Source organism: Hymenobacter perfusus (assembly GCF_003944765.1).
Classification (GTDB): domain Bacteria; phylum Bacteroidota; class Bacteroidia; order Cytophagales; family Hymenobacteraceae; genus Hymenobacter; species Hymenobacter perfusus.
Genome location: NZ_RWIU01000001.1, coordinates 107,954 through 133,909, shown reverse-complemented (window position 1 = coordinate 133,909; position 25,956 = coordinate 107,954). Strand labels below are relative to the sequence as shown.

The window sequence follows — 25,956 nt, the reverse complement described above, 5'->3', positions numbered from 1 at the left end:
ATTCCAGCTACCTTTGCAGCCTATTATCCGAAAAACTGCCTGCATGACGCGACGTTTCCTCCCTGTTGGTTTCTTGTTTCTTTCGTACGCGGCCTCGGCTGGCGGTTTCCAAAATGGCCCCCAGAATGCCCGCCTGCTCGGCCTGGGCGGGGCCGCCACGGCCTACTCCCGTGACCCTTCCGGTATCTTCTACAACCCCGGCATTCTGGGCCACCTCGATTCGCTCACGCACCTGAGCTTCGGCGGTATGGGCACGGCCCGCACCACCTCATTTCTGGGTACCGATTCCCGGCGGCAGACCAAGCAGGATTTTGCGGTGATGCCCGGCGGGTATTTCTACGCCACGCACCCCATCAACGACCGGGTGAAGGTGGGCCTGAGCATTAACACCCCCTTCGGCTATGATACCAAGTGGCCGTCCTTCTGGGAAGGCAGCAGCGTAGTGCGCTCGGCCAGCATGCAGACGCTGTTTGTGCAGCCCACTGCCGCTTTCAAGGTGAATGACAACTTCAGCCTGGGAGCCGGCGTCATTTACGCCCACGGCAGCCTCAAGCGGGAGCGGAGCCTGGGCCAGTACGATGACCTGGAGGCCACGGCCCGCTACGAAGGCAGCGGCAGTGGCCTGGGCTACAACCTGGGCATGTACGGCCGCACCGGCGAAGACCTGTCTTTCGGTATCAGCTTCCGGGGCCCGGTAACGCTGAAGGTGGATAATGGCACCGCCGAATACCAGAATGTGCCCGCTCTGGACGCTGACCGGTATCCGGCCAATTCCGGCTTCAATACAGAGGTAAAGCTGCCGTCGTCGTTGGCAGTGGGGCTGGCTGATCAGATGACCGATAAGCTGCTGGTTACGTTCGACTTTGCCCTGACCGGCTGGAGCAGCTACGATTCACTCAACTTTGAAGCCCAGACCGGTCCGCGCGTGCGCAACGGCCGCCGCTACGAAGACGCCATGGCCTTCCGGGTGGGTGGGGAGTATGAAGTTTCGAAAGACCTGCTGCTGCGGGCCGGCGTGAGCTACGACGAGTCGCCGGTGCGCGACGAGTACATTTCGCCGGAGCTGCCCGATGGCAACCGGCTTGGCGGCGCGCTGGGCGTGAGTCTGCGCCTCAGCAAAGTGATGCTGGACCTGGGCTACAGCCTGGATGTGGCCGGCAACCGCACCGCCCGCGTGAACCGCACGCAGTACCAGTCGCCCAACATTGCCGGTACCTACCGCACCATGGTGCACACCCTGGCCGCCGGGGTATCGTATTCGTTCGGCTCCAAGAAATAACCGCTACCGACCTTCCCCATGCAACGCTTTCATCTTCACTTTTCGGGGCTGACGTTTCGCCAGTCGATGCGGTACGCGCTTCTGCCATTAGCTGTGGGCAGCCTGCTGGCCGGCTGCACGCCCGACCAATCGGAGCCCACGCCGACTGCCGGCACGCTGGACGTAGCGAAATATCTGGCCGTCGGCGACGGCTATACGGCGGGCATCAGCGACGGTGGTCTGACGGCCACCAGCCAGCAGTATGCGTATCCGGCACTGCTGGCGCAGCAGTTCATTCGCATCAACCCCCCGGCTGTTTTCACTCAGGGGCTGCTGCCGGCCGGTACCGGTACGGGCTACCTCACCCTGCGCGGTATTGATGCGTTGGGCCTGCCCCAGACTACCCGTGTAACGAAAGGCCGGGCGGTGCGCGGGAACTACATTGCCAACCCAGCTGCCTGCGGTGGGGCCGATACAACGTTTCTGTACGCGCAGGCTCCCGCCTCGGCCCTCAGCCAGAACCTGGGAGTACCGGGCCTGGGTCTGACGCAGGTGGAAGTAGCCGGCTTGGGCAACACGGCCAACCAGTCGCGCACGGGTACTTTTAACCCGTATTTTGAGCGTCTGCTGCCCACCAACGACAACCGGACCTACCTACAAACGGTAACCGATGCCTCGGCCAATGCCACGTTCTTTACCTTCTTCATGGGCCTGGGGGATGCGCTGCCCTATATCCTGAATGGTGGCGAGTGCGGCACGGCTCCCAGCAGCTCGCTGCTGAATGCCAATGCCAAAAAGGTGCTGGACCGCCTCACGGCCAACGGCCGGAAGGGGGTAATTGCTTTGTTGCCTACTATTCAGAACCTGCCCGTACTGCGGCTGGGAGGCAAAGACGGCATTCGGGGAACCCTGACGCAGGGAAAAAGCCCGGACTCCATCTATGTGCGGTCCTCCATTGCCAATATTGTGCGGCCGATTGATGCCGGTGACTTTATTCTGCCCGCAGGTCTTAGCCGGCTGGGTGCGGCGGAGCAGGTCACGCTGCCCAATGGTACTGTTGTTACGGCCCGCTACGGCCTGAGCAAACGCAACCCCATCGTGCGCCGCGACGTGCTCGACTACACCGAATTCAGCCGGGTGAACTCGCCGCTGCTGGCCCTCAATACGGAACTGAAACGCCTGGCCGATAAAGTGTACCTGCTGCCCACCGTGGATCTGGAAAACGAGTTGTTCTTCCAGGTAAACAAGCGCATTTCGGTAAACGGAGTGGAGTATTCCTCGGAGCCGGTGCGGGGCAATTTCTTCTCGCTCGACCTGTACTCGCTCACGCCCCGGGGCAATGCCCTGCTGGCTAACGCATTTATCAAAACCATCAATAACAGCTACCAGGCAAATATTCCGTTCGTTGATCCGAACAGTCTGCCTACCACGGCGCGGCCTCAGTAGCTGGTCTGCCAGATAACTGCCCATAGAAACCGGCTCCGCTCAGCGGGGCCGGTTTGCGTTATACCCACCTTGTTTCAGAGGGTGAGTAGCCGCAGCTGGATGCTATCCTGGCGGGCAACTCGTTGCAGACCCAGGGTTTCCTCGTAGCCTAAGCCCGTGAATTCGGAGTGCTCCAGAAACAGCAGGGGCGACGTCAGCATCGGCTCCGGCCATGCTGCCACGGCTGGCAGCTGCTGTAATTGCCGGAACTGCCGCACATTGGTAACGCGCCAATACGCATCAAGTAATACGTAGCGGTACCCTCGGCGGCGCAGGGCGGACAGGTCCTGTTCCCGCATAATCACCCGCACTGTGTCGTTAGGGGCTCGAAACGGAGCCAGGCCCAGACCCACGGAACTGGCCACCGAACCGGCCGCATGAGCCCGCAGCCAGTTGGCCACGGCCGGGTAGCTGGTAGGCGAATACGCGTAGATTTCCTGCTGAATCCGAAAGAGGTTGAGGCCGATGGCAGCCAGTAATACGCCGGCCAGGGCCAGAGTCGGTAGCCGCCGCAGTTGCAGCAGGCCTAAAGCATACCACAGTCCGTAGGCCCAGAGCAACCCCCGGGGCGCCTTTACCAGCAACGACATTCCCGCCAGCAAGCACCAGCCCCACACGGCCAGATACAGCTCCAACCCGGGCGGCATACCCCGCCGCAACCGCCGCAGCAGTAGCACCGGGCCCAGCAGGCCCACCCACACTAACCCCGATTCAAAGTCGCGGAGGTAACGCAGGTAATACAGAAAGTCGGGGTGGAGCGTAGCCGCGCGGCCGGCGGCGTTGGCAGCATCCGGAAAGGCCACTTTATAGTAAATAGCCGGCCACAGATACCAGGGTAAGCCGGCCACTACGCCCACCGTGCCCAGCACCAGATAAGGTAGAGCCAACAACCCTAGGAGGCGCCACCAGTGCCCGTTCTGCCACAGCAACCCATCGGCCCGCCACCATTCCAGCACGGCCAGCACGGGCAGTGTGAGCAGGAATTTATAGTTGAAGCACAAGCCCAGCAGCAGCCAGATACCGACGCGGTATAACGTGCCGGAGGCCGGAAAGTGCAACCGTTGATAATAGGCCCTCAGTAATCCGGCAAAACACAGCAGGCTCCAGGCACTCATCGTGAAGTCGCGGCCGGAAAAGGTGAGGAACACACTGGTGCCCATCAGCAATACCAGCAGGCCGGTTTGCCAGCCGCTCAACCGCGCTTCCCGCGCTACAAACCAAGCCAGCGGCCCCACCGCGGCCACGGCTACCCCGGCGTTCAGGTGCTGGAAAACGCGGTAGTCAGTGGTAAACCACGCCACGGGCGCATACACCAGCGCGAAGGCGGGGCTGCCGTGGTGAAACAGGTGCTGCAACTGGCCCTGGGCTATTTCCTGCACAATCTGCCAGTTCCGTACCGAGTCGTAATCGGGCAGGGCCGCTGCTGCCAGCCCGTGCAGCCGAATGGGTAACAGCAGCAGTAGCGCCGCTATCAGCCAGAGCAGGTGATGCTGAGTAAGAAAAGAGCAAGTCCGAGGCAAGACGTACGAGGCGGAAAGAAGTAGGAAAAGATGGGCCGAAACAGTTAGCTCATGAGAGTTATTGCACCGGAATAGTGCTGATTACGGCCAATACCACCGTACTTGCCGCTTTCTTATCTCCCGCAAATTACCCTGATTTCCTTATGCGCATCGTGCTGCAACGTGTCCGGCAGGCCAGCGTGACTGTGGAAGGCCGCCTTACCGGCCAGATTGGCCCCGGGCTGCTGGTTCTGGCCGGCTTCGCCCCCGATGATAACGCCGTCCGCTTGGACTGGATGGCCCGCAAACTGGTGCAGATGCGCATCTTCTCCGATGAGGAAGGGAAGATGAACCGCTCAGTGCAGGACATTGGCGGAGAAGTTCTGGTCGTAAGCCAGTTTACGCTGCTTGCCGACGCCCGCAAGGGAAACCGGCCCAGCTATACCGGGGCCGCCCCGCCACCCGTTGCCATTCCACTCTACGAGCAGTTTGTACAGCTAGTGAGTAACCTCCTGGGCCGGGCCGTAGCTACCGGTGAGTTTGGGGCCGATATGCAGGTAGAGCTGCTCAACGACGGCCCCGTAACCATTGTGCTGGACTCGCCGGAGAAACACTGAGCTAGGTGGTTTGCCTGTACCTTACGTCTTCGTTTCGCAACATCTCCGCCATATGACTATCGAAGAAGCCCAGCAAACCGTCGACCATTGGATTCAGACTACTGGGGTTCGGTACTTTAATGAGCTGACCAATATGGCCATGCTGACCGAGGAAGTGGGAGAAGTGGCCCGCATCATTGCCCGGCAGTACGGGGAGCAGTCGTTCAAGGAATCCGACAAAGACAAAGTGCTGGCCGATGAGCTGGCTGACGTGCTATTTGTGGTCATCTGTCTGGCCAATCAAACTGGCATCAACCTGACCGAAGCCCTGCAACGCAACCTCCTCAAGAAAACCCAGCGCGATGCTACCCGCCATCAGCAGAACGAAAAGCTGAAGTAAGTACGGCCTGCCATGCAGCATAACCAGAAACGGCCGCCCGATGCTATATCGGGCGGCCGTTTCTGGTTATGCTGCTTCCGTTACCCCTGCAGGTCGAAGGGGCGGGCAATCTGCTGAAAGTCCAGCTCGTGCTTTTGGGCCGTTTCTTGTAGCAAGGCATGCTGCCAGGGCCGGAGCGTCTGGTCGGCCCCCTGCTCAATAATATCGGCAATGAGCCGGTTGCTGAGGACCAGATTCGCCATAATGGGGCTTTGGTCTTCGGCCAGGTGGTTTTTCAGGGCCAGCAACAAGGCTTCACGGGCATCGGCCTGAGCGGCTTTGGCGCCGGTGAGCCGGCGGCGGAATGGGAAGCGGCGCTGCTCGGCCGGCAGAACCGGCTCGGCGGGGCGGTCTTCGTTGGCCAGTTCCACGAGGCGCTCAGCAAAGGGGCTGCGTTTTAGCTCAGGGTGCAGGCCGGGAGCGTTGCGCAAATGGCCGGAGCTGGTAACGGGCAGCCGGGTCAGCTCGGCCAGCCGGTCGTTGCTGGCTACCATGTACGAAGGCCGGTCGATGTGGCGGGCTACCTCATCACGCAGCAGAAACAGGTCGCGGAACATAGGCAACTCCTGGGGCTGAATGCGGTATTTGCCCGCCAAGCGTAGGTAAGGCCGCTCGTCGCGGGTGTAGCGCACTTCTTCCAGTGCCTGGTTTTCCTGCTCCGACCACGCCGTGCGGCCCAGCGCGGCCAGCTTGGCCTGCAGGCGGTCCGTCAGTTCGAACAGGTAGAGCACGTCGTTGGCGGCGTACAGTTTCTGTGCTTCCGTCAGCGGCCGTTTCAGCCAGTTCGATTTCTGCTCGCCTTTATCTACCTCCAGACCCAATTCCTGCTGAATCAGGCGGCCCAGGGAAATGTTGTTGTCGGCTTCGGCCAGCAGCGTGTACTGCACGCTCGTGTCGATGATGTTGCGCACATGCACATCGTACAGCTCATCGAGGAGCAGAATATCGGACTTGCAGCTGTGGAAGACCTTTTCCACCGCCGGGTCGCGCAGGATGGCCCACAGCGGCTCCAGGTCGTGGGCCGGGTTGGTAAGGGGCAGCGGATCAATCAGGTAAACGATTTCGCCGTCAAAAATCTGAATCAGGGCGAGGTTGCGGCCGTACCGGTGGCGCATGTCGTCAAACTCCAGGTCGATGCCCACGCGGGGCCGTTGCTGCAGGGCCTCAGCTGCCTGGGCAACTGCGGCGGCTTCGGTGATATACTGGATATCAGGCATTAATAGTACAGGTCGGAATGTGAAGGGCCGGGAACTGTCCGGCAGGTTGGAGTAAAGGTAGGGAGTGGGCAAGTCTGAAACCACCCGCCCGCCCTGAGCAGGATACTGAGCTGGCTAGTAAGATGGGAAAAGGCCTCGCAAAACACTCTAATTGCCTATAAAATGTGTTTATTCGAATGCCTTGTCACAGGGAATATTCAGGTTAGACAATGAAACTCTATTACCTTACGGACTTGAATTTCTTTTACCGGGGAGCTGCCCCGGATTTTTTTCACTCTAATCGGCCTCAAGGAGGGCTTGGTTGTATGAAACACAAATACTTGATTCCACTTAGCTGTGGAGTGCTTTTCGCCGCTACTGCCGCGGCTCAGACGCGTACCGTAAGCGGCCGGGTAACGGATGCGGCGGGTACGGGCTTGCCCGGGGTTACGGTGCTGGAGCGGGGCACTTCCAATGGCACCAGCACGGCGACGGACGGAAGTTTTACGCTAAGCGTACAACCCGGTGCTACGCTGGTGCTAAGCTCCATCGGATTTGAAACCCAGAACCTGGTGGTCGGGGACCGGACCAGCGTGGCGGCTACCCTGAAAACCGCAGCTAATGAACTCGGGGAGGCCGTAGTAGTGGGCTACGGCACGCAGACCAAACGCGAGTTGACGGGCGCTGTCACGCAACTGGGCAGTAAGGACGTAGAAAATGTGCCGACCGTTAGCTTTGAACAGGCTATTCAGGGACGTACGCCGGGTGTGCAGATTAACCAGGGCTCCGGTAAGCTGGGGGCCGGCGTCCAGATCCGGGTGCGGGGCTCATCGTCCATTAGTGCCTCTAACCAGCCGCTCTATGTAATTGATGGCATTCCGGTAACCTCCCAGGACTTAGGTCTTGGTTCTTCGGAGCCGATAAATCCGCTGGCTGACCTTAACCCCAATGATATTGAGAATATCACGGTGTTGAAGGATGCTGCTTCAGCGGCTATTTACGGCTCCCGGGGCTCTAACGGGGTAATTCTGGTAACCACCAAGAAGGGCCGTCAGGGCACTACGCGGGTAAACGTGGGCGCGTATTTTGGCACGAGTAAAGCAACCCGTATCCGTAAATTTCTGAATGCTTCGGAGTACCGCGAGCTGTTTACCGAGTCCATCAACTATGGCCTGACTACCCCTGGCTCCATTCTGCGCGAGGATTATGGGTTTACTGAAAACGACACTCCACAGGACGTTTTCTCCTACTTTGCTGGCAGTGATTTTGACGCGAACAACGACACGCCCTGGAATGAGCTGGCCTTCCGGAAAGGCCAGGTGATGCAGTACGATGCCAACGTGAGCGGGGGAGATGCCAAAACGCGCTTCTACCTGAGTGCCTCGTATAATGATCAGAAAGGCATTATTATCGGCAACCGTTACCGGCGGGGCTCCATTCGGACCAATCTGGACCACTCCATTTCGGAGAAAGTGAAGGTGGGTATCAATTTCTCGCTAACCCGTTCGATGAATGATCGGGTAGCGGATGACAATGCCTTCACCAACCCGTTGCAGCTGAACGCCATGCCGCCCATGCAGTCGCCCTACAACGCGGCTGATCCAACGGGCTTCAACCGCTCTTTGCTCTATGAAAACGCGCTGGTAGCTTCTAACCGGAACAATAACCAGTCGGGCAACTACCGCATTCTTAGCAATGTGTTCCTGAGTTACGAGCCTATTAAAGGCTTGATTCTTCGCTCGGAGTTCGGGGGCGACATCCTGAACCTGCGGGAAGAGCAGTATTACAGCCGTTTCACCAACGACGCGGCCGGGCAGGGGTACGGCTACAGTAATCAGGTACAGGCCGTAAACTATACCACCAACAACACGGCTACCTGGCTGAAAACGTTTGGTACGGAGCATACACTGGAGGCCCTTGGTGGCTTTACGTTCCAGCGTTTCGACCAGGATCAGACGGCCGTTGAGGGCCAGGGCTTTCCCAATGATAACTTTCGGCGGATAGCGTCGGCGGCCCGCTTTACATCGGGTAGCGGGAGTTCTGGTACTGGCTATTCCTTCGTGTCGTTGCTGAGCCGGGTCAACTATACCTTCCGCAACCGGTACCTGGCTTCCGTTAGCGTGCGGGCTGATGCTTCTTCCCGCTTCGGGCGAGACAACCGCTGGGGATACTTCCCGGCCGGCTCACTGGGCTGGGTGCTCTCCGATGAAGCTTTCCTGCAGGATAACGCGGTTATCAGCCTGATTAAGCTACGGGCCAGCTACGGCGTAACGGGTAACGCGGAAATCGGCAACTTCTCTTCCCGGACGCTTTACGCCGGTAGCCAGTATGACACGCAGCCGGGTATTATTCCGCTGACTACGCTCGGTAATAACGAGCTGACCTGGGAGAATACCCGCCAGGCTAACCTGGGGTTGGATTTCGGCTTTTTCAACGACCGGATTACCGGGGAAGTGGATGTGTACCAGAAGAACACAACCGACCTGTTGCTGAATCAGCAATTGCCCCTGACCGGCGGCTATCAGTTGGTGACCCGCAACCTTGGTAAGCTCAACAATAAAGGCCTGGAGGTATCCGTCAATACCCGCAACATTGACAAGGAGTTTAAGTGGTCAACCAACTTCAATATCTCGTTCAACCGCAATAAAGTAACCGATTTAGAAGGGCAGGAGCTGGTTTCCGGTTCGCGCAACCTCGGCCGGGTGCGCGAAGGAGAACCCATTGGCGTATTCTGGGGCCGGGAGTATGCCGGCGTCGATCCGGAGAACGGGGATGCGCTGTATTATCTGAACACGTCCAACGCGGATGGCTCGCTCAACCGGAGCACGACCAACCTGTACAACAGTGCGGCCAACGTACGGCTGGGCAATCCTAACCCCAAATTCACCGGTGGTTTGTCGAATACGTGGTCCTATAAAGGCTTTGAGCTGAACCTGCTCACGCAGTTTACCTACGGCAACGACCTGTACAACATTGCCGGTTTGTACCAGTCGGCCAACGGCGACTACTTCGATAACCAGACGGTAGACCAGTTGAAGCGGTGGCAGAAAGCCGGTGACATCACCGATGTGCCACAGGCCCGCTTGCTCGAAGGAAATGGCACGGGTGCTTCTTCCCGCTGGATTCAGGACGGCTCTTTCTTCCGTTTCAAAAACCTGACGCTGGCGTACAACCTGCCGAAAACTTTGACCTCGGCGGCCGGAATGCAGAACGTGCGCGTGTACGTGACCGGCCAAAACCTGATAACCATTACCAACTACACCGGCTACGACCCGGAAGTGAATACCTCCGGCCTGAACGGCGCGGCAGTGAACTACCTGCTGGGCCATGATTTCTACACGCCGCCACTGGCCAAAACGTGGCTGGTTGGCATCAACGTAGGATTCTAGAACGTCACTTTCTGATTGTAATTCGATGAAAAAGATAACACTTCACGCTGCCCTGGTTGCTTTGTTGCTGGGCGGTGGTATACTGGCTTCCTGCGAGAAGCAACTAGAGCTTGAGCCTGAACAGCAGATTCCGGCGGAAACCGCTTTGAGCGACCAGCCAAGCGTTGAAACTGCCGTAACGGGGGCCTACTCCCGCCTGTTTGCCGGGGGCCTGTATGGCAACAACCTGATTCTGGTCCCTGATCTATTAGCTGGTTCCGGCTACCTGTCATGGCAAGGGACGTTTCAGTCGTTCAGGGAAATGGCTACGGCGCAGATCACAACTGTAAACGCCGACGTTTTGCGTACCTGGCAGGAAGGCTACCGCCTGATTAACATCAGCAACTTAGTGCTGGATGGGGTAAGCCGGATAACCTTCACCAATAACACCCGGAGAACCGAAATCGAGGGCGAAATGCAGTTGATGCGGGGACTCATGTACTTTGAGCTGGTACGGTTGTATGGCCAGCCGAACATCAGCAGCCCCCAGGGTATTCCTATTTCCCTCAACCCGGTAACCACCGTGGCCGAATCTTCCGTGCGGCTGCCCCGGGCCTCCGTGCGGGAGGTATACAACCAGATAATTGCCGATATGGAAGCGGCTATTCAAAAGCTCCCTGAAGAGGCTGATGCCGGACGGTTTGATACGTATGACGCCACTGCTCTGCTGGCGCGCGTACGCTTGCAACTGGGCGAGTACGCCGCTGCCCGCACCCTGGCCAATGAGGTAATCAGCAACAGTGGGGCTTCGCTCAACGCCTCGGTACTCACGGCATTCACAACCAAAGGAAGCCCGGAGTCCTTGCTGGAGGTACTGCAGAACGATCAGAACAACTCGAACAACGGCAACGACGGCTTATCTACTTTCTACTCGGGCAAATCGGTGGGCTACCAGGGCCGGGCGGATATTGCCGTTGTAGCGGCTTTTGCCGGGCAATACGAAGCCACCGACCTACGGGGCCGGCAGGCCGCAATAGGAGAAGGCCTGATCTACCTCGGCGACGCTGTTCGACCCAATATTTTGCGTTCGTTCAAGTGGAATAGCCAGGGGCAAAACATTCCGGTAATCCGGCTGGCGGAAATGTACCTGATCCGGGCCGAAGCCAACCAACGGCTCGGTACTACCATTGGCGCTACTCCCCTAGAGGACGTCAACGAGTTGCGGCAACGTGCCGGAGCCACACCGCTCGCGCAGGTTACCCTGGATGATGTTCTCAAGGAACGAGAGTTGGAGCTGGCGTATGAGGGCTTCCGCATCCATGATTATCGCCGTACCGGCCGTAATGTGGGCACGCAGCCATCAACCATTCCTGCGCGCGTTTTGCCTATTCCACAGTACGAAATCAACCTGGGTAATTCCTTACCCCAGAACGAGGGATACAACTAAACCGCTGGGATATCTCAACTGTCAAAAAAGGCCGATCCGGATACCGGAGCGGCCTTTTTCAGCGTAAAAACGGATGGTTTATTCGTCTTCGTCCTCTTCGCTCAGGTGCGTAAAATCAAGCTGCGGGGCCAGGCGTAGGGCTTCCCGGATTACATCGTCCATCAAAGGCTGGGAATCCGCGTCGAGGGCGCGCTCAAAGAGGTTCAGCAACTGCTCGCCCTCTTCGTTCACGTACAGGTTGGTGTAGAGCTTCTCGAAGGTGTTGGCTTCCTTGTGGATGCTTGCGTCGATAGCGGCTACGGAAGGAGCCTTCAGGGCCTTGTGCAATACGTCCAGCACCGCGCGGGCTTCCTGCAGGTCGCCCAGGTCGGAGAGCAGCTTCATCAGGGACATGGCTACCCCCAGGCGCACCCGCTCGAAGCGGTAGGCAATATCGGCGGGGCCGGCCTGCTCAAACGTGCGGTAGGCGGCTGTGGTGGTAGGATGGAGGTAACGGGTGGCATCGGCTTCCTGTGGGAAAGCCAGCTGAAGCAGCCGCTGGTAAGGAGGAACAAGCATGAAAAGGCCAAATAAGCCAGCCCAGGGCGGTCTGGCAAAATATAGTTGAGGTCTGACGTAACCCCACAGCACAAAGGTACGATTGTGTAAGGTGAAGCCGCTGCCACTGGCAGCAGGCTTCCCAACCTCTGCATCTCTTTTACTTACTCTCCTGCATTCCCGATGACGCACAAGGAAAAATGGTTGACTTTTGCCCCGGCTGGCCTGATGACCATTGGTCTGGGCAGCTGCCTGGTACAATGGGCCGCCGATAAGAAACGTAATGGCCGCCCTACTTCAGAGTGGGTAGCCGCTGGCACCGTGGCACTGGTAGTATTTAATGCCGGTATCAGCCTGTTTGGACGAGGAGTGGTAGAAAAAGTGCGGCACGAAATAGCAACAAAGCCATTCGAGCTCGACTATGCCAACGTAGCCCGGTTGTAAGCTGCATGCAACACTGTGCGAGGTGTAGTATTCAATGCGAGCTATTAGCCCGCGTTGAATACTACACCTCGCACGCTCTTTTTCAGTGCCTGCACTGCTTACTTGAAATAGGTGCAGCCAGTGGCAGTAGCATCGCCAAGCAATAAGCCAGGTGCAGCCAGATATAGCTGTTTCGTAAACGCTGTACGTGTGCTGTAGAGACGCGACACTTCGCGTTTCCGCGTTAAACGCCCTCGGTGAGGCGGCGCACCAGAAGACGCGAAGTGTCGCGTCTCTACACCGTTCGCGAAATTGCTATAAGTAGTGGTGTAAAGCAGATATAGTGGCTGAAAAGCAGGAACGGAGAAAATAGAATGCCGATTGACGAAAAGAAGGATGCATTCAGAAGCGTAGAATTACGTCTTTTGCTGCGTTGGTTCTCGTCTCTTTGGGTCTGACATCCTGTTTCACGCCGCCGGTTTCGGCGGCCTTATCGTCTGTTCTGTGAGAAAAAACTACTCCCGGATTATCTGTCTGTTTCTGTTTGGGTTGCTGCTAGCCCCGGGCGCATTTGCCCAGGCCGCGCTGGCCGATGTGCCGCTGCTTACGCCCCGGCAGTTCCTGGGCTATGAGCTAGGCACGCGCTTCACGCCTCACGCCGAGCTGTTGCGCTACGTCGACCATGTAGTGCAGCATAGCCCCGGCCGCATGAAACAGCAGCGTTACGGCCGCACCTACGAAAATCGTCCGCTGGAGCTGGTGTACGTGGCTTCGGCCGGGAACATGACCAACCTGGAGGATATCCGGCGCAATAACCTGCGGCTGGCGGGGCTGGAAACGGGCGCCGCCGCCACTAAGCAGCCAGCCGTGGTGTGGCTCAGCTACAACGTACACGGCAACGAAGCGGTGTCTTCTGAGGCGGTGATGCAGGTACTCTACGATCTGGCCGACCCCCAGAACCAGCAGGTTCAGCAATGGCTGCAAAACATAGTGGTCATTGTGGACCCCTGCGTGAACCCCGACGGCCGTGACCGGTATGCACAGTGGTATAACCGCGTGGCCAATCAGCGGCCCAACTCCTCGCCCCTGAGCTGGGAGCACCATGAGCCCTGGCCCGGTGGCCGCTACAACCATTACTACTTTGACTTGAACCGCGACTGGGCCTGGCAAACCCAGCAGGAAAGCCGGCAGCGCATTGTGGTGTATAACCAGTGGCTGCCCCAGGTACACGCCGATTACCACGAAATGGGTCCTTCGGCTCCGTACTACTTTTCGCCGGCAGCCAAGCCCTTTCACGCCGACCTCACGGAGTGGCAGCGCAAGTTTCAGAACATCATCGGCGACTACAACCGGAAAGTCTTTGATAAGAACAACTGGCTGTACTTCACCCGCGAAACCTACGACCTGTTCGCGCCTTTCTACGGCGACACCTGGCCCAGCTTCAACGGGGCCATTGGCATGACCTACGAGCAGGGCGGCGGCGGCCCGGCCGGCGTGAGCTACGCCAAAGCCGATGGCGATACGCTGACGCTGACGCAGCGCATTGAGCACCACCACGCCACCAGCCTGGCCACCATGCAGGCCGCTTCCGACCGCCATGAGGAGCTGATTCAGCAGTTTCAGAAGTTCTATACCGACGCCCGCACCAAGCCGAAGGGCGAGTATAAATCCTACGTGCTGGCGGGCTCCTCCGACCCCGGCCAGGTGCGGGCCCTCACCCAGTACCTCGACCGGCAGCAGATCAGCTACGGCTTTGCGGCCAAACGCAGCCGCCAGAGTGGCTACAACTACACCACCGGCAAAACCGAAGCCGTGCAGCTGGAGCCCCGCGACGTGGTCATCAGCATGTATCAGCCCAAGTCAACGTTGGTAAAGGTGCTGTTCGAGCCCCAGGCCCAGCTGGAGGATTCGCTTACCTACGACCTCACGGCTTGGTCATTGCCTTATGCCTTCGGCCTGAAAGGCTACGCCCTGAAAGGCCAGGTAGCTACGGCCAGCGCGCCGCCCGCGGTGGCTACGGTAGTGGAGAAAGGCGGGAAGGCTGCCCCCGCCCCAACTGAAACCCAACCTGCCGCCGACCGGCCCTATGCGTATCTGGCGCGCTGGAACAACCTCCAGGATGTTCGGTTCCTGAGCCGGCTGATGCAGCAGGGCGTGAAGATGCGGGTAGCAGATGAGCCTTTCGAAACGGAAGGGCAGAAGTACCAGCGCGGCACCCTGATCATTCCGCGCACTGGCAACGAGCGGCTGGGCACGCGCTTCGACCAACTGGTACACGCCCAGGCCGACTCGGCGGGGGTGATGGTGCAGGCTGTGCAATCAGGGTTGTCTACCACCGGCGGCGACCTTGGCTCCCGCTCCGTGCGGCCTCTCAAAATGCCTAGCGTAGCCATTCTGGCCGGCCCCGGTATTGATGCTACTGCTTTTGGGGAAGTCTGGCACTTCTTTGAGCAGCAGGTGGGGTACCCCGTAACAGTGCTGGGAACGGATTATTTCAACAGTGTTCCGCTAAGCAAGTTTGATGTGCTGGTGCTGCCCGATGGCAGATATGATGATGTACTAACGGAGCGCGGCCTCGAAAATGTGAAGACGTGGGTGCGCGGCGGTGGTCGTCTCATTGCCCTCGAAGGAGCATCCCGCTTTCTGGCTGGCAACAAGGATTTCCTGCTCAAAACCAAGCCGGCTGATACGGCGGCCACCGGCAAAAAAGCCAACCCTTACACCGCCCTACGCCGCTACGCCGATGCCGAGCGGGAGGAAATCGGGGAACGGGTGCAGGGCAGCGTTTACCGAGTCCAGCTCGATAATACCCACCCGTTGGCGTTTGGCTATGGCGAAACGTATTACGCCTTGCTGCGGGATATTCCCAACTATCGTTTCCTGCCCAAAGGCGGCTGGAACGTAGGCGTACTGAAGAAGGACAGCTACGCGTCCGGCTTTGCCGGCCGCCGCGCCCAGCGCGCCCTCACCGACAGCTTCGTACTCGGTACCCAGGATATGGGACGGGGCCAGGTTATCTACCTCGGCGACAATCCGCTGTTCCGCGCGTTCTGGCAGGGCGGCAAGCTGCTGTTTGGCAACGCCGTGTTTATCGTCGGGCAATAGAAGCGAGAATTGCAGCTAAGCAAAAGGCCCCGCCAACTGAGTTGGCGGGGCCTTTTGCTTGGTTACATAGTAGACTAGTCTACTACGTCTTCCGTTTTGTTTTTAACGGCTTTAGCACCTTTTTTCACGGCGCTACCGGTTTTTTTGGCACCCCGCTCTACGGCGTTACCCGTTTTCTTGCCGGCGTACTTCACATCTTCCTTGGTGTTGTAGGCCTTCTGACCGGCTTTAGTGCGGCCCGTGCGGGACTCTACTTTTACCGTACCGTTGTCGCGCTCCGAAACGGTGGTTTTGGCACCGGTGGTTTCGTCACGTACGGTTGTTTTATCACCTTGAGCGAAGGCGGCCGTCGAGAAAACTACGGCGGCGGCCAGGAGCATTATCTTTTTCATGAGGAGAGTCTGATTGAGAAAACTAGGTTCTGCGTCCTTATACGGTCCTGCAAAAAATAGTTTTACTCTCCCTCGTGATACCAACCGATTACGCTGCCTGCACCCGCGCTACGAAAGCAACAGGGAAGAGTCGCCGTAGCTCAGAAAACGATAGTTGTTTTCCAGTGCATGCTGGTATACCTGCCGCCAGCCGGGGCCGAGCAAAGCAGCTACCAGCAGCAGCAGGGTGCTTTCCGGCTGATGGAAATTGGTGATGAGGCCGCGCACCAGCCGGAACTGGTAGCCGGGCGCAATCAATAACTGGGTAGTGGCATGAAGCGTATCGGAACCGGTTGTCTCCAACTGGCGAAGCAGCGCGGTTAAGGCATCTTCCACGGGTATTTCCCGCTGTTCTTCGTACGGCTGCCATTGACTGACGTGCCAAATAGGTTCTGCGTCCGGGTGCTGCACCAGGCGTGCGCCCAGCCAGTACAGACTTTCCAACGTGCGCAGACTGGTGGTGCCTACCGGAATAATTGGCTGGGGCAAATGAGCCAGCAGCTGCCGCAACGTAGCCGCCGTCACGCTGATTGGCTCTCCGTGCATGGCATGGGCCGCCATGTGCTCCGCCTTAACGGGCTGAAAAGTGCCCGCGCCAACGTGTAGCGTTACGCGGGCGGCCGAAATTTGCCGTTCCGTCAGCTCTGCCAGTACCGCCTCGGAGAAGTGCAGGCCGGCAGTAGGAGCAGCCACCGCTCCCTCGTGGGCTGCGTACACCGTTTGGTAGCGCACGGCATCCACGTCGGTATCGGCGCGGTTGAGGTAAGGGGGAAGCGGCAGGTGGCCCGCTCCATGCAGTACCTCGGCGAATGGCAGGACTGCCGGCTCCCAGCTAAACCGAATCAGCGCGTAACCGTCGTGCTGTTCGACCCGCTCGGCGGTCAGCAGCGCCGGTTGGCCGAGGGCTTCAAACTCCAGCGTTACGGGACCCTCCTTCCACCGCCGCCCATTGCCCACCAGGCATTTCCACACGCAGCTGCTCGTTTGTTGCATGGCGGGCTCAATGGCCTGGTAGGGCGCTACCGGCTCCAGGCAAAACAGCTCTACCATCCCACCCGTAGGCCTTCGTGCGAACAGGCGGGCCCGCACCACCTTGGTGTCATTGAAAACCAGGAGGCTACCGGCCGGCAGCAGCGCGGGCAGTTCCTGAAACTGCCGGTCAGCTATGCTGCCCTGCTGGTACAGCAACAGCTTCGATTGGTCCCGATTGGGTAGCGGCTCCGGGGCAATGCGCTCGGGAGGCAGCTGGTAGGTGAAGTCGTGAATAGAGAGCTGACGCGGGTCGGGAGGCAGAACTGACATGACCACAAAGGTAATGCCCGCGTGCCACCCAGCCACCAGATCAGCCCGGCCGGAGTTAGCGCTGGAAAATCAGCAGATGCTGCTGCGGCAACGATTCAATGGAATCCGTCAGGCGTAACCCCAGGGCCGCCATTTCGCGCCGGGCCTGGGCGATGCTCATCTTGTGAATGCGCTTGATGGGCACCTCAGCGTCTTCCGCCCGGTATTCCACCAATGCTACCCGGCCCGCCGGAGCAAGGGAGTTCCGGATGGCCCGCATCATTTCCCGGGGATGGTCGAACTCGTGGTATGCATCTACAATGAGTACCACATCCACGCCTTTGGCGGGCAGGTTGGGATTATCAGTAGTGCCGCGCACCGGCACCACGTTGCGGACCTGCAGCCGGTCCTTGGTTTCGCGCAGGGCCGTTAGCATCTCCGGCTGAATGTCCACGGCCAGCACCCGGCCCCGGGGTACCAGCGGACTTATCCGGAAGGTGAAAAAGCCGGTGCCGGCTCCAATGTCCGCTACTACATCAGTAGGCTTCAAGTTCAACTCCCGCAGCAGAATGTCAGTGCCTTCCTCCTGCTGCCGGTCGGCGCGTTCCAGCCAGGAAGCGCCTTCGTGGCCCATTACGTGCGCAATCTGGCGGCCCAGGTAGTATTTGCCAATGCCATTGAGGTCCTGCGGCGCGCGACGCTCATAGCCGCTGGTATCAGGGGCGGCTTGGCGGCGCGCTTCGGTAAGCTGGGCGGCAGTACTTTCGGTGAGCGGCTGGGTACAGGCCAGCGGCCCGAGCAGCAGACCAGCGGTACTTATCAGCAACAGGAACTTGGGATGGAACGGCATATGCACGGCACAAAGTAACAGTGCAGGCTCAACATTTACCTGCCGATAAGGGTTCGGGCGGAACAAATGTTGAACATAGTAACTAACGCATATGCAGAGCCGTATGCTTTCCAGTCGCTAAAAAAGACTGTACTACAGAAAGAATAAATCCTGTTTTTTGCCGCCTTTTCCTAATTTGGCCCGTACAAGACCCGTTTGCATACCATTCACTAACCCCCTTTCCCTATGAAGCACCTGTCCGGTCTCCTCCACAAGCTTACGGCCGTTGCCGCCGTAGCCGTAGCCCTCAGCAGCTGCAACCGCGCCGAGTACGCCATGCTGCCCAAGACCTCCTCGGCCTACCACGGCACTCAGCGCGCCGTAGCGGTAACGCCTGCTCCGGTTGCTGTAGCCCAAGCCCCCGCTACCACTGAAGTAAGCAATCCGGCCGTTGCTGCACCCGCCGTTGCTGCCCCGGTAGCTGCCGAAAAGCCTGCTGTAGCTGCCGCCCCGGCCAAAGCTGCTGCTCCGGCTCCCAAGCTGAACTTCGCTCAGAAGGCCCTGGTTGCCAAGCTGACGAAACAGGCCAACAAGCTGTCAGCTAAAGCACAGGTAAATAAGAAATCGGAGGTTGCCGCCAAGGAAGATGCTAATGCCATCAGCCGGAACATCAAGCTCGGTATTATCCTGCTGCTGATTGGTATTCTGGTAGGTCTGATTGTCCCGATTCTGGGTACCGTCATTGCCATTATCGGCATCGTGTTCATCGTACTCGGTCTGCTCGACGAAGTGTAAATCGTCGGAGTAACTCTGTCGTAAATAGAAAACGCCCTGGTAGCTACCAGGGCGTTTTTTTATGTCCTTACTTATGCGTTGTTTGCCGCTCGTTAGCCACTTGTTTTTATTCACTTTATCATAATTCTACTCATGCGCTTTGTTTCGTGGAGTATTCTGGTGCTCACTATGCTAGTGAGTGGTTGCCAAAGCAGCCGATTTGCTGCTTTCCGGCCCGATGCGCCGGCCTATCATGCCCTTCCGTCATCCCAACCTGCTCCGGTAGCAGCTGCCGACCCGCCGGTGCTTGAAGCCAATAGCCATGGTGGGGCTTCTGTCACACCAACGCTCCCATTGATTGCACCTCATAATCGGCCCATAGCGCAACCATCAACGGTGGCAAGTGCGCCCGATACGCTCTATGGCCGGCCGGTAGGACGGGGCTGGCCACAGGCTGCTTCAACCCCGGCCATGTCTTCCGGCACTGACGCCTCAGTTCCCGATCCTGCTACTACCACCGTAAACGTAATTGGTGGGACGCTGGTGGCGGCCGGGCTCGTAACACTTGTCGTCAATTCCGATTCGGATTCTGGCTCGGGTACTGACTGGGGAGGTATTTTTCTGGTCCTTATAGCGTTGTCTGCAATTCCGGTTGGAGTCGCGCTACTGCTCTATCAAGGTAAAAACGGTCGGCAGCGGCTGAAGCGGGAGGCCCGCCGACAGGCGCGAAAAGGCACTACGCCCGCCACTGCAGAAACCCCGGCCTCTGCTACATCGGGGCCCAGCAACCGGCCCTTGCGGAAAATAGGTATCGGGCTCCTGATAGGCGGGGCGGTGCTACTGGCCGCCGGCGCTCTGCTGTCACCGTATGGGCTCCTGTTTTTCGGGCTGCCCGGCTTGATCCTGCTGATTTCGGGCCTGATTATCAGCGTCAGCGCGATATAGCAGCGGCCCTGAGCTACATCGGGTCTACGTCCACGGCGAAGCGCACCTGCTTGAACTCCTTCTGGTCGCGCAAAAAGTCGATGGCAGCCAGCATATCCGTTTTGGCAGCGCGTAGTACGGTATGCTCCCGGCTCAGCTTGATGGTGATTTCCTGCAGGTAAAAGTTGCGGATACGGAAGATGTAGGGTGCCTCCGGCCCCAGCACGGCCTCCCGGCCCAGCCGGTCTACCAGTTCCTGAGTAAGCTGGATGGCGGCCCGTTCGCCCACGCTCACATCCATATGCTTCACCGTGAGGCGGATGATGCGCATAAACGGCGGGTAGCCATGTTCGCGTCGCTGTAGAATCTCGTACTCGTAGAATTCCAGGTAATCGTTGCGAATCACCTTGTCGAAAATCACCTGCTCCGGGTCGCCGGTCTGGATGATTACTTTGCCCTTTTTGCCCTTGCGGCCCGCCCGCCCGCTCACCTGCACGAACATCTGAAACGCCCGCTCGTGCGCCCGGAAATCGGGGTAGTGAATAATGCTGTCGGCGTTGATGATACCCACTAGGCTCACGTTGGCAAAGTCCAGGCCCTTGGTCACCATCTGCGTACCCACCAGAATATTAGTGTTCTGCTTTTCGAACTCCGAAATAATCTGCTGGTAGGCGTTTTTAGCCCGCGTCGTATCCAGGTCCATGCGCTGCACGTTGGCGGCGGGCAGCATTACTTTGAGGTCGTCTTCGAGCTTTTCAGTGCCGAAGCCCACCGTTTTTACGTTGCGCGAGCCGCAGGCCGGGCATTGCGCCACCATCCGCTCGTGGTAGCCGCAGTAGTGGCAGCGCAGTTCATGGCTGTGCTTGTGGTAGCTCAGGCTCACGGCGCAGCTCTGGCACTTCGGAATCCAGCCGCAGTCGAGGCAGTTGATGAACGGGGCGTAGCCGCGGCGGTTCTGGAACAGAATAATCTGCTCCTGCAACGCCAGCTTGCGCTCCATCTCGGCCATCAACTCGGGCGTGAAGTGGTTGAGCATGGTTTTCTGCTCCCGGCTTTTGCGGGTGTCCACCAGCTCAATTTCGGGCAGGCCGGCTTCGCCGAACCGCTTGGTCAGCTCCACCAGGCCGTAGCGGCCGGTACGCGTTTGATAATAGGTTTCTACCGCCGGCGTGGCGGAGCCCAGCAGGGTTTTGGAGCCCTGGAAATTGGCCATCATCAGAGCCACTTCACGGGCGTTATAGCGCGGGGCCGGGTCGTACTGCTTGTAGCTCGACTCGTGTTCCTCGTCCACAATCGTGAGGGCCAGGTTATCGAAGGGCAGGAAAATGGCCGACCGCACGCCCACCACCACCTGAAAGCGGCCCGAGAGCACCCCATTCCACACTTCCACCCGCTCGTTATCCGAGAATTTGGAGTGGTACACCCCCAGCCGCGAACCGAAGACGCGCATCAGCCGGGTCACAATCTGTGCTGTCAGGGCAATTTCGGGCAGCAGGTACAACACCTGCCCGCCGCCGTCGAGGGCCTGCTTGATCAGGTCGATGTAGATTTCCGTTTTGCCGGCTCCCGTCACGCCGTGTAGCAGCACAATGTCCTTGTCCTGAAACTGGCGCATGATGTCCTGGCGGGCCGTCTGCTGGGCCTCGCTCAGGGTGAAGTGAATTTTGGCCTCGGCATCGTCCTCATCCAGCGGAAACCGCGACACAATCTGGTCGAACTGTTCCAGTACGCCGTTTTTGATGAGCGTATTCACGGCGGAAGGGGAGAGGTGCGGGGCCGAAGTCAGGGCCGCCTTTTCCAGGCCTTTGTGGTTGGCGTGCTCGTTCTGGTACACGGGCACCCGCTGCAGATAGCGCATCACCACGTCCAACTGCTTGCTCTTGCTGGCCAGCTGGGCAAACAGCTGCTCAATGGCCGCCTCCGAAATATACTGATGCGCCAGCCGAACCTTCTTCAGCACCTTCGGCGAGTACTTATCTTGGAGGTGCTCGAACAGAAACACCACGTCCTTTTGCATCAACGACTTGATGTACTTGTGGAAGGACGCAATGCCCAGCAGGTCGCCCACCTCCGTAAACGTCATCGACTTGCCTTCCTCGCCGGTACTGAGGGCATCCACTACTTTCTGCTCCTGCTCGCTGAGCGGATACGGGTTGGTTTCCGCCTCGAAAGCGGGATGCAGCTGCACCCGGCTTTCGGAGCTGAGCTTGAGGGCGGCCGGTAAGGCGGCGTTGATTACCTCGCCCAGCGTGCAGAGGTAGTAATCGGCCATCCAGCGAAACAGCTTGAGTTGAGGCTGCGTCACGACCGGCGCATCGTCAATGAATTCGAGGATGTATTTGGCCTGATACTCCTTGGGTGGTTGCTCATGCACGGCCGCCACAATGCAGCTGAGCGTCCGTTTAGCCCCGAACTGTACAATCACGCGGCCACCTACCACTACCTGATCATTCAGCTCGAATGGCACGCGGTAAGTGTACAGCCTGGGCAACGGTAACGGCAGAATCACATCCGCAAACAGCGTGAGGCGGTCGGCAGCGGGTTCCGGCTGGTGCTGAACAAAATCAAACGTAAGACTCAAAGGAAGGCAAAAGCAAGAGGTGGAGGCGCGGCCATGTAAGGGCGCTACAGGACTCGCGCAAGCCCGGTTGGACCGGTTGCGTTGTCGTCGGCAACAAGTAGTAAAGATACGCCGCTTGCCGCCGTGAGGGAAGCCCATCGGTAAATTAGCAGGCCCGCAGCTGCTTGCGGTAAGTGCTCCGGTACTGGTTGGCAACTGAACATCAGGCTCACAATCTTAGGCCCTACGCTGGCTTCGTAATGGCCCGGTAAAAGTAAAACCCGGCCGATAGGGGCCGGGTTTTATTTTAGGTAGTTTCGGGAGCGTCAGCCGACGGTTTGCGACGGGGTGGCCGCGGTTTTCGCTTGGTGGCCGGCTTTGGTTCAGGCACCGGTTCTGGAGCAGCAACCGGCTCCGGAATAACAGCAGGTTTGGGTGCCGGTGTCGGTTCAGTTGCTGGGGTTGCCGTCACTGCAGTGACCTTAGGCTTACGAGGGGCTCGTTTGCGAGCCGCCGCTACCGGAGCAGGAGTTTCAGAAACTACTGGCTCTGGAACAACAGGTGCCACGGGCTGCGGGGCAGCTGGTAGCTCTGTAACTGTTTCGGGAACAACTGCCTTTTTCTTCGGTGCGGCCCGGCGGCGCGGCTTGGGTGCAGCAGGAGCAGGAGCTTCCGGAGCCACCTCCGGTGCAATTTCGGCAACAGCTGCTACGGGTATTTCTATAACCGGTATTTCCTCCGGTGTTGTCGCAACGGGCTTTTGCCGAACCGGAGCCTTCCGGACACGCGGCTTAGGGGCGGCCTTGGGCTTCACGGGAGCGACCGGCTCAGCTGTCTGCGGCTCAGTTACCGGAATTTCCACGGCAGCGGGCAAAGAAGCGGCTACCGGTGGCAAAGCCGGGGCTTCCGGCAGATTAATAACGGCAGCGGATACTTCAAATTCAGCCGGTGCAGCTGTTGTATCCGCGTCGGATTCCGCGTACAACGGCTGACGACCCGAGCGTACTCCCGTGCGGGGTGGCCGTTCCCGCTTGTCACGACGGTTATTGCGGACACGAGGTGCTATTTCTTCTGCTAACATCTCTGCCGAATCCTCTGCTGGTACCGTCACCGACGGCTGCCGCAACTGCTCTTCGGTGATGTAGACTACTTCCGATGCCGGCTCTGCTTCTATGGTTTCAGCCGCTGGTAGGATTTCTGGTTCTACTGGAACAGAAACTGCTGGTTCTTCCTGAACGGTAGCGGTGCCGCTGGCAGCTGCTTCGGCCGCTAACCGGGCGTGCTTGCGCTTGGTGCGCTTGGCTCCACCGCGGGAACGACGCTTCTTGCGCCGTCCGGCTTCTTCCAGTGTCTCTTCGGCTGAATCCTCATCCTCATCTGCTTCCGGCCCGTCGGCCAGGCCGGCGGCGTAAGCGTGTTCGTAAGCTACTTCAGCAGAAGCCGGTTCGGCAGCAACGGGTGAGGGCAGCGCTTTCTCTTCTTCGGCTGCATCATCGTCCGCATCCGGCTCGTCGGTTTCCAGCAGCATGCCGGCACCTTTACCCAGTAGCGAAGCCCGAGAGTAGGAGGGAGCCTCCGGCACACGAACAGGTGCTTCCTGGGAATGCACAATAACCTCTGCAGCCGGAGTAACGGGCGTTTCTTCGGCATATGCGCCGATGTCAATTCGTTCCTCGCCGTCGTCTTCGTACTCAGGTTCCTGTATCGAGGGAACAATTGGGAGAGGTAAAGCGGCCAGTTCCCGCTCCACGTGCAGCGTTTCCATCCGCACGTCGGCCTGGGAGCTAATCTTACGCAAACGCTCCAGCGTGGACTCCAGAAACTGCCGATGCTCCGGCGCGCCCGCGTACAATGGCCGGTGGCCCAAGGCCAGCCGCAGGCTTTCCCATTCCTTCTTGAACCGTCCGAACGCCGCATCGAAATACGTACGGGTAAACCGTTCCCACACGTAATTCTCCGCTACTTCCGAAGGGTGCAGCATGTCGGTGGCATAGAAGCGGTAGTCGCGCAAATCGTCCAGCAACAGCTCGTAGGCCGGGAAATACGTCACGTCGGGCAGCAACTCGCTCAAATAGTGACACGCCACACGCAGCATCGATTTGCTGGCTGAGTTCAGCACCAGTGTGTCTTTCAGGTGGCGCACCGGGCTCACCGTCAGAATAAAGCGCAGGCGCGGGTTAATGCGCCGCAGATACGCGTGGGTTTCCGCCACGGCCGCAATAATGTCATCGGCCGTCAGTAGTTCCTTCTCGAACTTATCGGCGGGCAGCTTATGGCAGTTACTGATGATTTCGTCCGTTTCCCGCAGACGATAAGCAAATGCCGAGCCCAGCGTGAGCACCACGGCATCGGCCGTAGCCAGAAACACGCCCGCTTCCCGGGTCAGCGTCTGGATGCGCTGCAATAGCTCCACCGGGGAGTCAGCCCCGAGTTCAGCGTGCAGGTCGTGGCTTTGCCAGCGGCCCCGGGCTTCCACCAGGTGCTGCTGCCAGTCCATGTCTTCACCGGCAGCGGCGCGCAACAGCTTACAGGCCGAAATAGGATTGAAAACGGTACCAAACGGATTTGCCATCGTCGCGACCTTGAACTCGGTCAGGCGGGAGCCGATGGAATCCGAAAAACAGGAGCCTATCGTCAGTACCCGAGCCGAATGCGGCAGCTGTTGGGGATGAGGCGTCAGCGGTAGTTCAGTTCGAAACATTGGATGTAATACGGCCCTCGGCGGGCCAACGGACGGGCAACCTACTTAACATCTTGCGTTCAGCCAAACGGCTTCCTCTGCAAGCGCGCGCCTACCAGACGCGGATGAGGTTGCTACCGAAATAAAAAGACGGAGTGCAAGCCGGCCAGACCGGTTATAGGTGCCAGCTACCGGTTCTACGCGTAAAGGTCGCAATAGTATGGCTTCACAACGAAGGATAGCCAAACAAAACGCCCGGTTGCCAAAGCAACCGGGCGTTTTGTTTAAAAAAAACCTGTTCGCAGGTAGCAGCTTATTCAGCTACTACGTTGAAGCGCACTTTGTGCTTCACCTCGCGGTGCAGGTCGGCGGTAGCAGTGTACTCGCCAACAGCGCTGGGCTCCGAGTCGAACGACAGACGCTTGCGGTCTACGTCGATGCCTTTGGCTTTCAGAGCATCGGCCAGCTGCAGCGTGGTTACCCGACCGAAGATACGGCCGCTTTCACCCACTTTAGCCGGAATGTCCAGCACCATATCACCGATCTGGTCAGCTACGCCTTGGGCATCGCCTTTCACCTTGTCAGCTTTGTGGGCCGCTTGGCGTACGTTTTCGGCTACGATTTTCTTGTTGGTCTTGTCGGCCAGCACGGCCAGACCCTGCGGGAGCAGATAGTTACGGCCGTAGCCGGGCTTTACAGCAACGATGTCGTTCTTGTAACCCAGACCTTTAACGTCGTCTTTCAGAATTACTTCCATGTCTTTATGAGAAGTGAGACTGAGAGAGATGAGAAGTGAGACTATGTTCCGACTGCCCTAGGGCTGAATAGAATACAGTCTCACTTCTCACTTCTAACTGTCTCAGGTCTACAATCTATTTCAACGAGTCGGTTACGTAGGGCATCAGGGCCAGGTGACGGGCTTTAGCCACGGCCTGAGCTACTTTGCGCTGGAACTTCAGGCTGGTGCCGGTGATGCGGCGGGGCAGAATGCGGCCCTGCTCGTTCACAAACTTCAGCAGGAAGTTCGGGTCTTTGTAATCAACGTACTTGATGCCGTTCTTCTGGAAGCGGCAGTACTTCTTGCGGGTATCCTGCTTGTGGATCTTTTCGTTGGCGAGGCTCAT

General features: G+C 58.6%; 20 protein-coding genes. 10 read left to right on the top strand and 10 right to left on the bottom strand.

Going from position 1 to position 25,956, the window contains the following annotated elements:
• Positions 1 to 73: 73 nt before the first annotated feature.
• Together EI293_RS00560 and EI293_RS00555 are read left to right on the top strand one after the other, a co-directional pair.
• Positions 74 to 1,279: an OmpP1/FadL family transporter gene (locus EI293_RS00560; protein ID WP_170170187.1), complete on the top strand. Its 1,206-nt coding sequence runs from the start codon at positions 74 to 76 to the stop codon at positions 1,277 to 1,279.
• A gap of 18 nt (positions 1,280 to 1,297) precedes the next feature.
• A complete protein-coding gene (locus tag EI293_RS00555) occupies positions 1,298 to 2,704 on the top strand; it encodes a hypothetical protein (protein ID WP_125434686.1) in 1,407 nt (468 codons plus the stop codon).
• Between the two features lie 74 nt (positions 2,705 to 2,778).
• Here the strand turns inward: EI293_RS00555 and EI293_RS00550 are convergent, their stop codons facing one another.
• Positions 2,779 to 4,263: a hypothetical protein gene (locus EI293_RS00550; RefSeq protein WP_125434684.1), complete on the bottom strand. Its 1,485-nt coding sequence runs from the start codon at positions 4,261 to 4,263 to the stop codon at positions 2,779 to 2,781.
• Between the two features lie 143 nt (positions 4,264 to 4,406).
• On the opposite strand from EI293_RS00550, the gene dtd reads away from it, so the two are divergent.
• Positions 4,407 to 4,859, top strand: a complete 453-nt coding sequence (gene dtd, locus EI293_RS00545; RefSeq protein WP_125434682.1) for a D-aminoacyl-tRNA deacylase — start codon at positions 4,407 to 4,409, stop codon at positions 4,857 to 4,859.
• A gap of 52 nt (positions 4,860 to 4,911) precedes the next feature.
• Positions 4,912 to 5,238, top strand: coding sequence for a nucleotide pyrophosphohydrolase (locus EI293_RS00540; RefSeq protein ID WP_125434680.1), 327 nt, complete (start codon positions 4,912 to 4,914; stop codon positions 5,236 to 5,238).
• A gap of 80 nt (positions 5,239 to 5,318) precedes the next feature.
• Here the strand turns inward: EI293_RS00540 and EI293_RS00535 are convergent, their stop codons facing one another.
• On the bottom strand, positions 5,319 to 6,494 hold the full coding sequence (locus tag EI293_RS00535) for a ribonuclease D (protein ID WP_125434678.1): 1,176 nt from the start codon (positions 6,492 to 6,494) through the stop codon (positions 5,319 to 5,321).
• 305 nt (positions 6,495 to 6,799) lie between these two features.
• Between EI293_RS00535 and EI293_RS00530 the strand changes: the two genes are divergently transcribed.
• Complete coding sequence (locus tag EI293_RS00530) at positions 6,800 to 9,862, top strand: SusC/RagA family TonB-linked outer membrane protein (RefSeq protein ID WP_125434676.1); 3,063 nt, start codon at positions 6,800 to 6,802, stop codon at positions 9,860 to 9,862.
• A gap of 25 nt (positions 9,863 to 9,887) precedes the next feature.
• Positions 9,888 to 11,288 (top strand): RagB/SusD family nutrient uptake outer membrane protein, encoded by a 1,401-nt coding sequence (locus tag EI293_RS00525; RefSeq protein ID WP_125434674.1) that lies wholly within the window; start codon positions 9,888 to 9,890, stop codon positions 11,286 to 11,288.
• Between the two features lie 78 nt (positions 11,289 to 11,366).
• Here the strand turns inward: EI293_RS00525 and EI293_RS00520 are convergent, their stop codons facing one another.
• Positions 11,367 to 11,846, bottom strand: a complete 480-nt coding sequence (locus EI293_RS00520; protein ID WP_125434672.1) for a hypothetical protein — start codon at positions 11,844 to 11,846, stop codon at positions 11,367 to 11,369.
• 162 nt (positions 11,847 to 12,008) lie between these two features.
• On the opposite strand from EI293_RS00520, the gene EI293_RS00515 reads away from it, so the two are divergent.
• Together EI293_RS00515 and EI293_RS00510 are read left to right on the top strand one after the other, a co-directional pair.
• The gene (locus EI293_RS00515) at positions 12,009 to 12,269 is read left to right on the top strand and encodes a hypothetical protein (RefSeq protein ID WP_125434670.1); all 261 of its coding nucleotides are present in this window, start codon (positions 12,009 to 12,011) and stop codon (positions 12,267 to 12,269) included.
• Between the two features lie 483 nt (positions 12,270 to 12,752).
• Positions 12,753 to 15,353 (top strand): M14 family metallopeptidase, encoded by a 2,601-nt coding sequence (locus EI293_RS00510; RefSeq protein ID WP_125434668.1) that lies wholly within the window; start codon positions 12,753 to 12,755, stop codon positions 15,351 to 15,353.
• A gap of 74 nt (positions 15,354 to 15,427) precedes the next feature.
• On the opposite strand, the gene EI293_RS00505 is transcribed toward EI293_RS00510, so the two are convergent.
• The 3 genes from EI293_RS00505 to EI293_RS00495 all read right to left on the bottom strand — a co-directional run bounded on the left by EI293_RS00505 (position 15,428) and on the right by EI293_RS00495 (position 17,915).
• The gene (locus EI293_RS00505; RefSeq protein ID WP_044002837.1) at positions 15,428 to 15,745 is read right to left on the bottom strand and encodes a hypothetical protein; all 318 of its coding nucleotides are present in this window, start codon (positions 15,743 to 15,745) and stop codon (positions 15,428 to 15,430) included.
• Positions 15,746 to 15,853: 108 nt separating this feature from the next.
• The gene (locus EI293_RS00500) at positions 15,854 to 17,086 is read right to left on the bottom strand and encodes an S-adenosylmethionine:tRNA ribosyltransferase-isomerase (protein WP_125434666.1); all 1,233 of its coding nucleotides are present in this window, start codon (positions 17,084 to 17,086) and stop codon (positions 15,854 to 15,856) included.
• 55 nt (positions 17,087 to 17,141) lie between these two features.
• Positions 17,142 to 17,915: a class I SAM-dependent methyltransferase gene (locus tag EI293_RS00495; RefSeq protein ID WP_125434664.1), complete on the bottom strand. Its 774-nt coding sequence runs from the start codon at positions 17,913 to 17,915 to the stop codon at positions 17,142 to 17,144.
• Between the two features lie 225 nt (positions 17,916 to 18,140).
• On the opposite strand from EI293_RS00495, the gene EI293_RS22000 reads away from it, so the two are divergent.
• A complete protein-coding gene (locus EI293_RS22000) occupies positions 18,141 to 18,689 on the top strand; it encodes a hypothetical protein (protein WP_170170181.1) in 549 nt (182 codons plus the stop codon).
• 450 nt (positions 18,690 to 19,139) lie between these two features.
• On the top strand, positions 19,140 to 19,613 hold the full coding sequence (locus EI293_RS00485; protein ID WP_125434662.1) for a hypothetical protein: 474 nt from the start codon (positions 19,140 to 19,142) through the stop codon (positions 19,611 to 19,613).
• Positions 19,614 to 19,626: 13 nt separating this feature from the next.
• Here EI293_RS00485 and priA read toward each other — a convergent pair whose 3' ends face one another.
• The 4 genes from priA to rpsR form a co-directional block, all read right to left on the bottom strand.
• The gene (gene priA, locus EI293_RS00480) at positions 19,627 to 22,173 is read right to left on the bottom strand and encodes a replication restart helicase PriA (RefSeq protein WP_211339453.1); all 2,547 of its coding nucleotides are present in this window, start codon (positions 22,171 to 22,173) and stop codon (positions 19,627 to 19,629) included.
• A gap of 286 nt (positions 22,174 to 22,459) precedes the next feature.
• Complete coding sequence (locus tag EI293_RS00475) at positions 22,460 to 24,853, bottom strand: GSCFA domain-containing protein (RefSeq protein ID WP_125434658.1); 2,394 nt, start codon at positions 24,851 to 24,853, stop codon at positions 22,460 to 22,462.
• Between the two features lie 292 nt (positions 24,854 to 25,145).
• A complete protein-coding gene (gene rplI, locus EI293_RS00470) occupies positions 25,146 to 25,589 on the bottom strand; it encodes a 50S ribosomal protein L9 (RefSeq protein ID WP_044002833.1) in 444 nt (147 codons plus the stop codon).
• A 115-nt stretch (positions 25,590 to 25,704) separates the two neighbouring features.
• A complete protein-coding gene (rpsR, locus tag EI293_RS00465) occupies positions 25,705 to 25,956 on the bottom strand; it encodes a 30S ribosomal protein S18 (RefSeq protein WP_044002832.1) in 252 nt (83 codons plus the stop codon).

What these genes read in the sequence shown, in the direction of transcription:
- EI293_RS00530 (WP_125434676.1), top strand. Translation starts at nt 6,800, where the DNA reads ATGAAACACAAATACTTGATTCCACTTAGCTGTGGAGTGCTTTTCGCC.
- EI293_RS00515 (WP_125434670.1), top strand. Translation starts at nt 12,009, where the DNA reads ATGACGCACAAGGAAAAATGGTTGACTTTTGCCCCGGCTGGCCTGATG.
- EI293_RS00540 (WP_125434680.1), top strand. Translation starts at nt 4,912, where the DNA reads ATGACTATCGAAGAAGCCCAGCAAACCGTCGACCATTGGATTCAGACT.
- EI293_RS00505 (WP_044002837.1), bottom strand. Translation starts at nt 15,745, where the DNA reads ATGAAAAAGATAATGCTCCTGGCCGCCGCCGTAGTTTTCTCGACGGCC.
- EI293_RS00525 (WP_125434674.1), top strand. Translation starts at nt 9,888, where the DNA reads ATGAAAAAGATAACACTTCACGCTGCCCTGGTTGCTTTGTTGCTGGGC.
- EI293_RS00500 (WP_125434666.1), bottom strand. Translation starts at nt 17,086, where the DNA reads ATGTCAGTTCTGCCTCCCGACCCGCGTCAGCTCTCTATTCACGACTTC.
- EI293_RS00520 (WP_125434672.1), bottom strand. Translation starts at nt 11,846, where the DNA reads ATGCTTGTTCCTCCTTACCAGCGGCTGCTTCAGCTGGCTTTCCCACAG.
- EI293_RS00555 (WP_125434686.1), top strand. Translation starts at nt 1,298, where the DNA reads ATGCAACGCTTTCATCTTCACTTTTCGGGGCTGACGTTTCGCCAGTCG.
- rplI (WP_044002833.1), bottom strand. Translation starts at nt 25,589, where the DNA reads ATGGAAGTAATTCTGAAAGACGACGTTAAAGGTCTGGGTTACAAGAAC.
- EI293_RS00495 (WP_125434664.1), bottom strand. Translation starts at nt 17,915, where the DNA reads ATGCCGTTCCATCCCAAGTTCCTGTTGCTGATAAGTACCGCTGGTCTG.
- rpsR (WP_044002832.1), bottom strand. Translation starts at nt 25,956, where the DNA reads ATGAGCCTCGCCAACGAAAAGATCCACAAGCAGGATACCCGCAAGAAG.
- EI293_RS00485 (WP_125434662.1), top strand. Translation starts at nt 19,140, where the DNA reads ATGTCTTCCGGCACTGACGCCTCAGTTCCCGATCCTGCTACTACCACC.
- EI293_RS22000 (WP_170170181.1), top strand. Translation starts at nt 18,141, where the DNA reads ATGAAGCACCTGTCCGGTCTCCTCCACAAGCTTACGGCCGTTGCCGCC.
- EI293_RS00475 (WP_125434658.1), bottom strand. Translation starts at nt 24,853, where the DNA reads ATGTTTCGAACTGAACTACCGCTGACGCCTCATCCCCAACAGCTGCCG.
- dtd (WP_125434682.1), top strand. Translation starts at nt 4,407, where the DNA reads ATGCGCATCGTGCTGCAACGTGTCCGGCAGGCCAGCGTGACTGTGGAA.
- EI293_RS00535 (WP_125434678.1), bottom strand. Translation starts at nt 6,494, where the DNA reads ATGCCTGATATCCAGTATATCACCGAAGCCGCCGCAGTTGCCCAGGCA.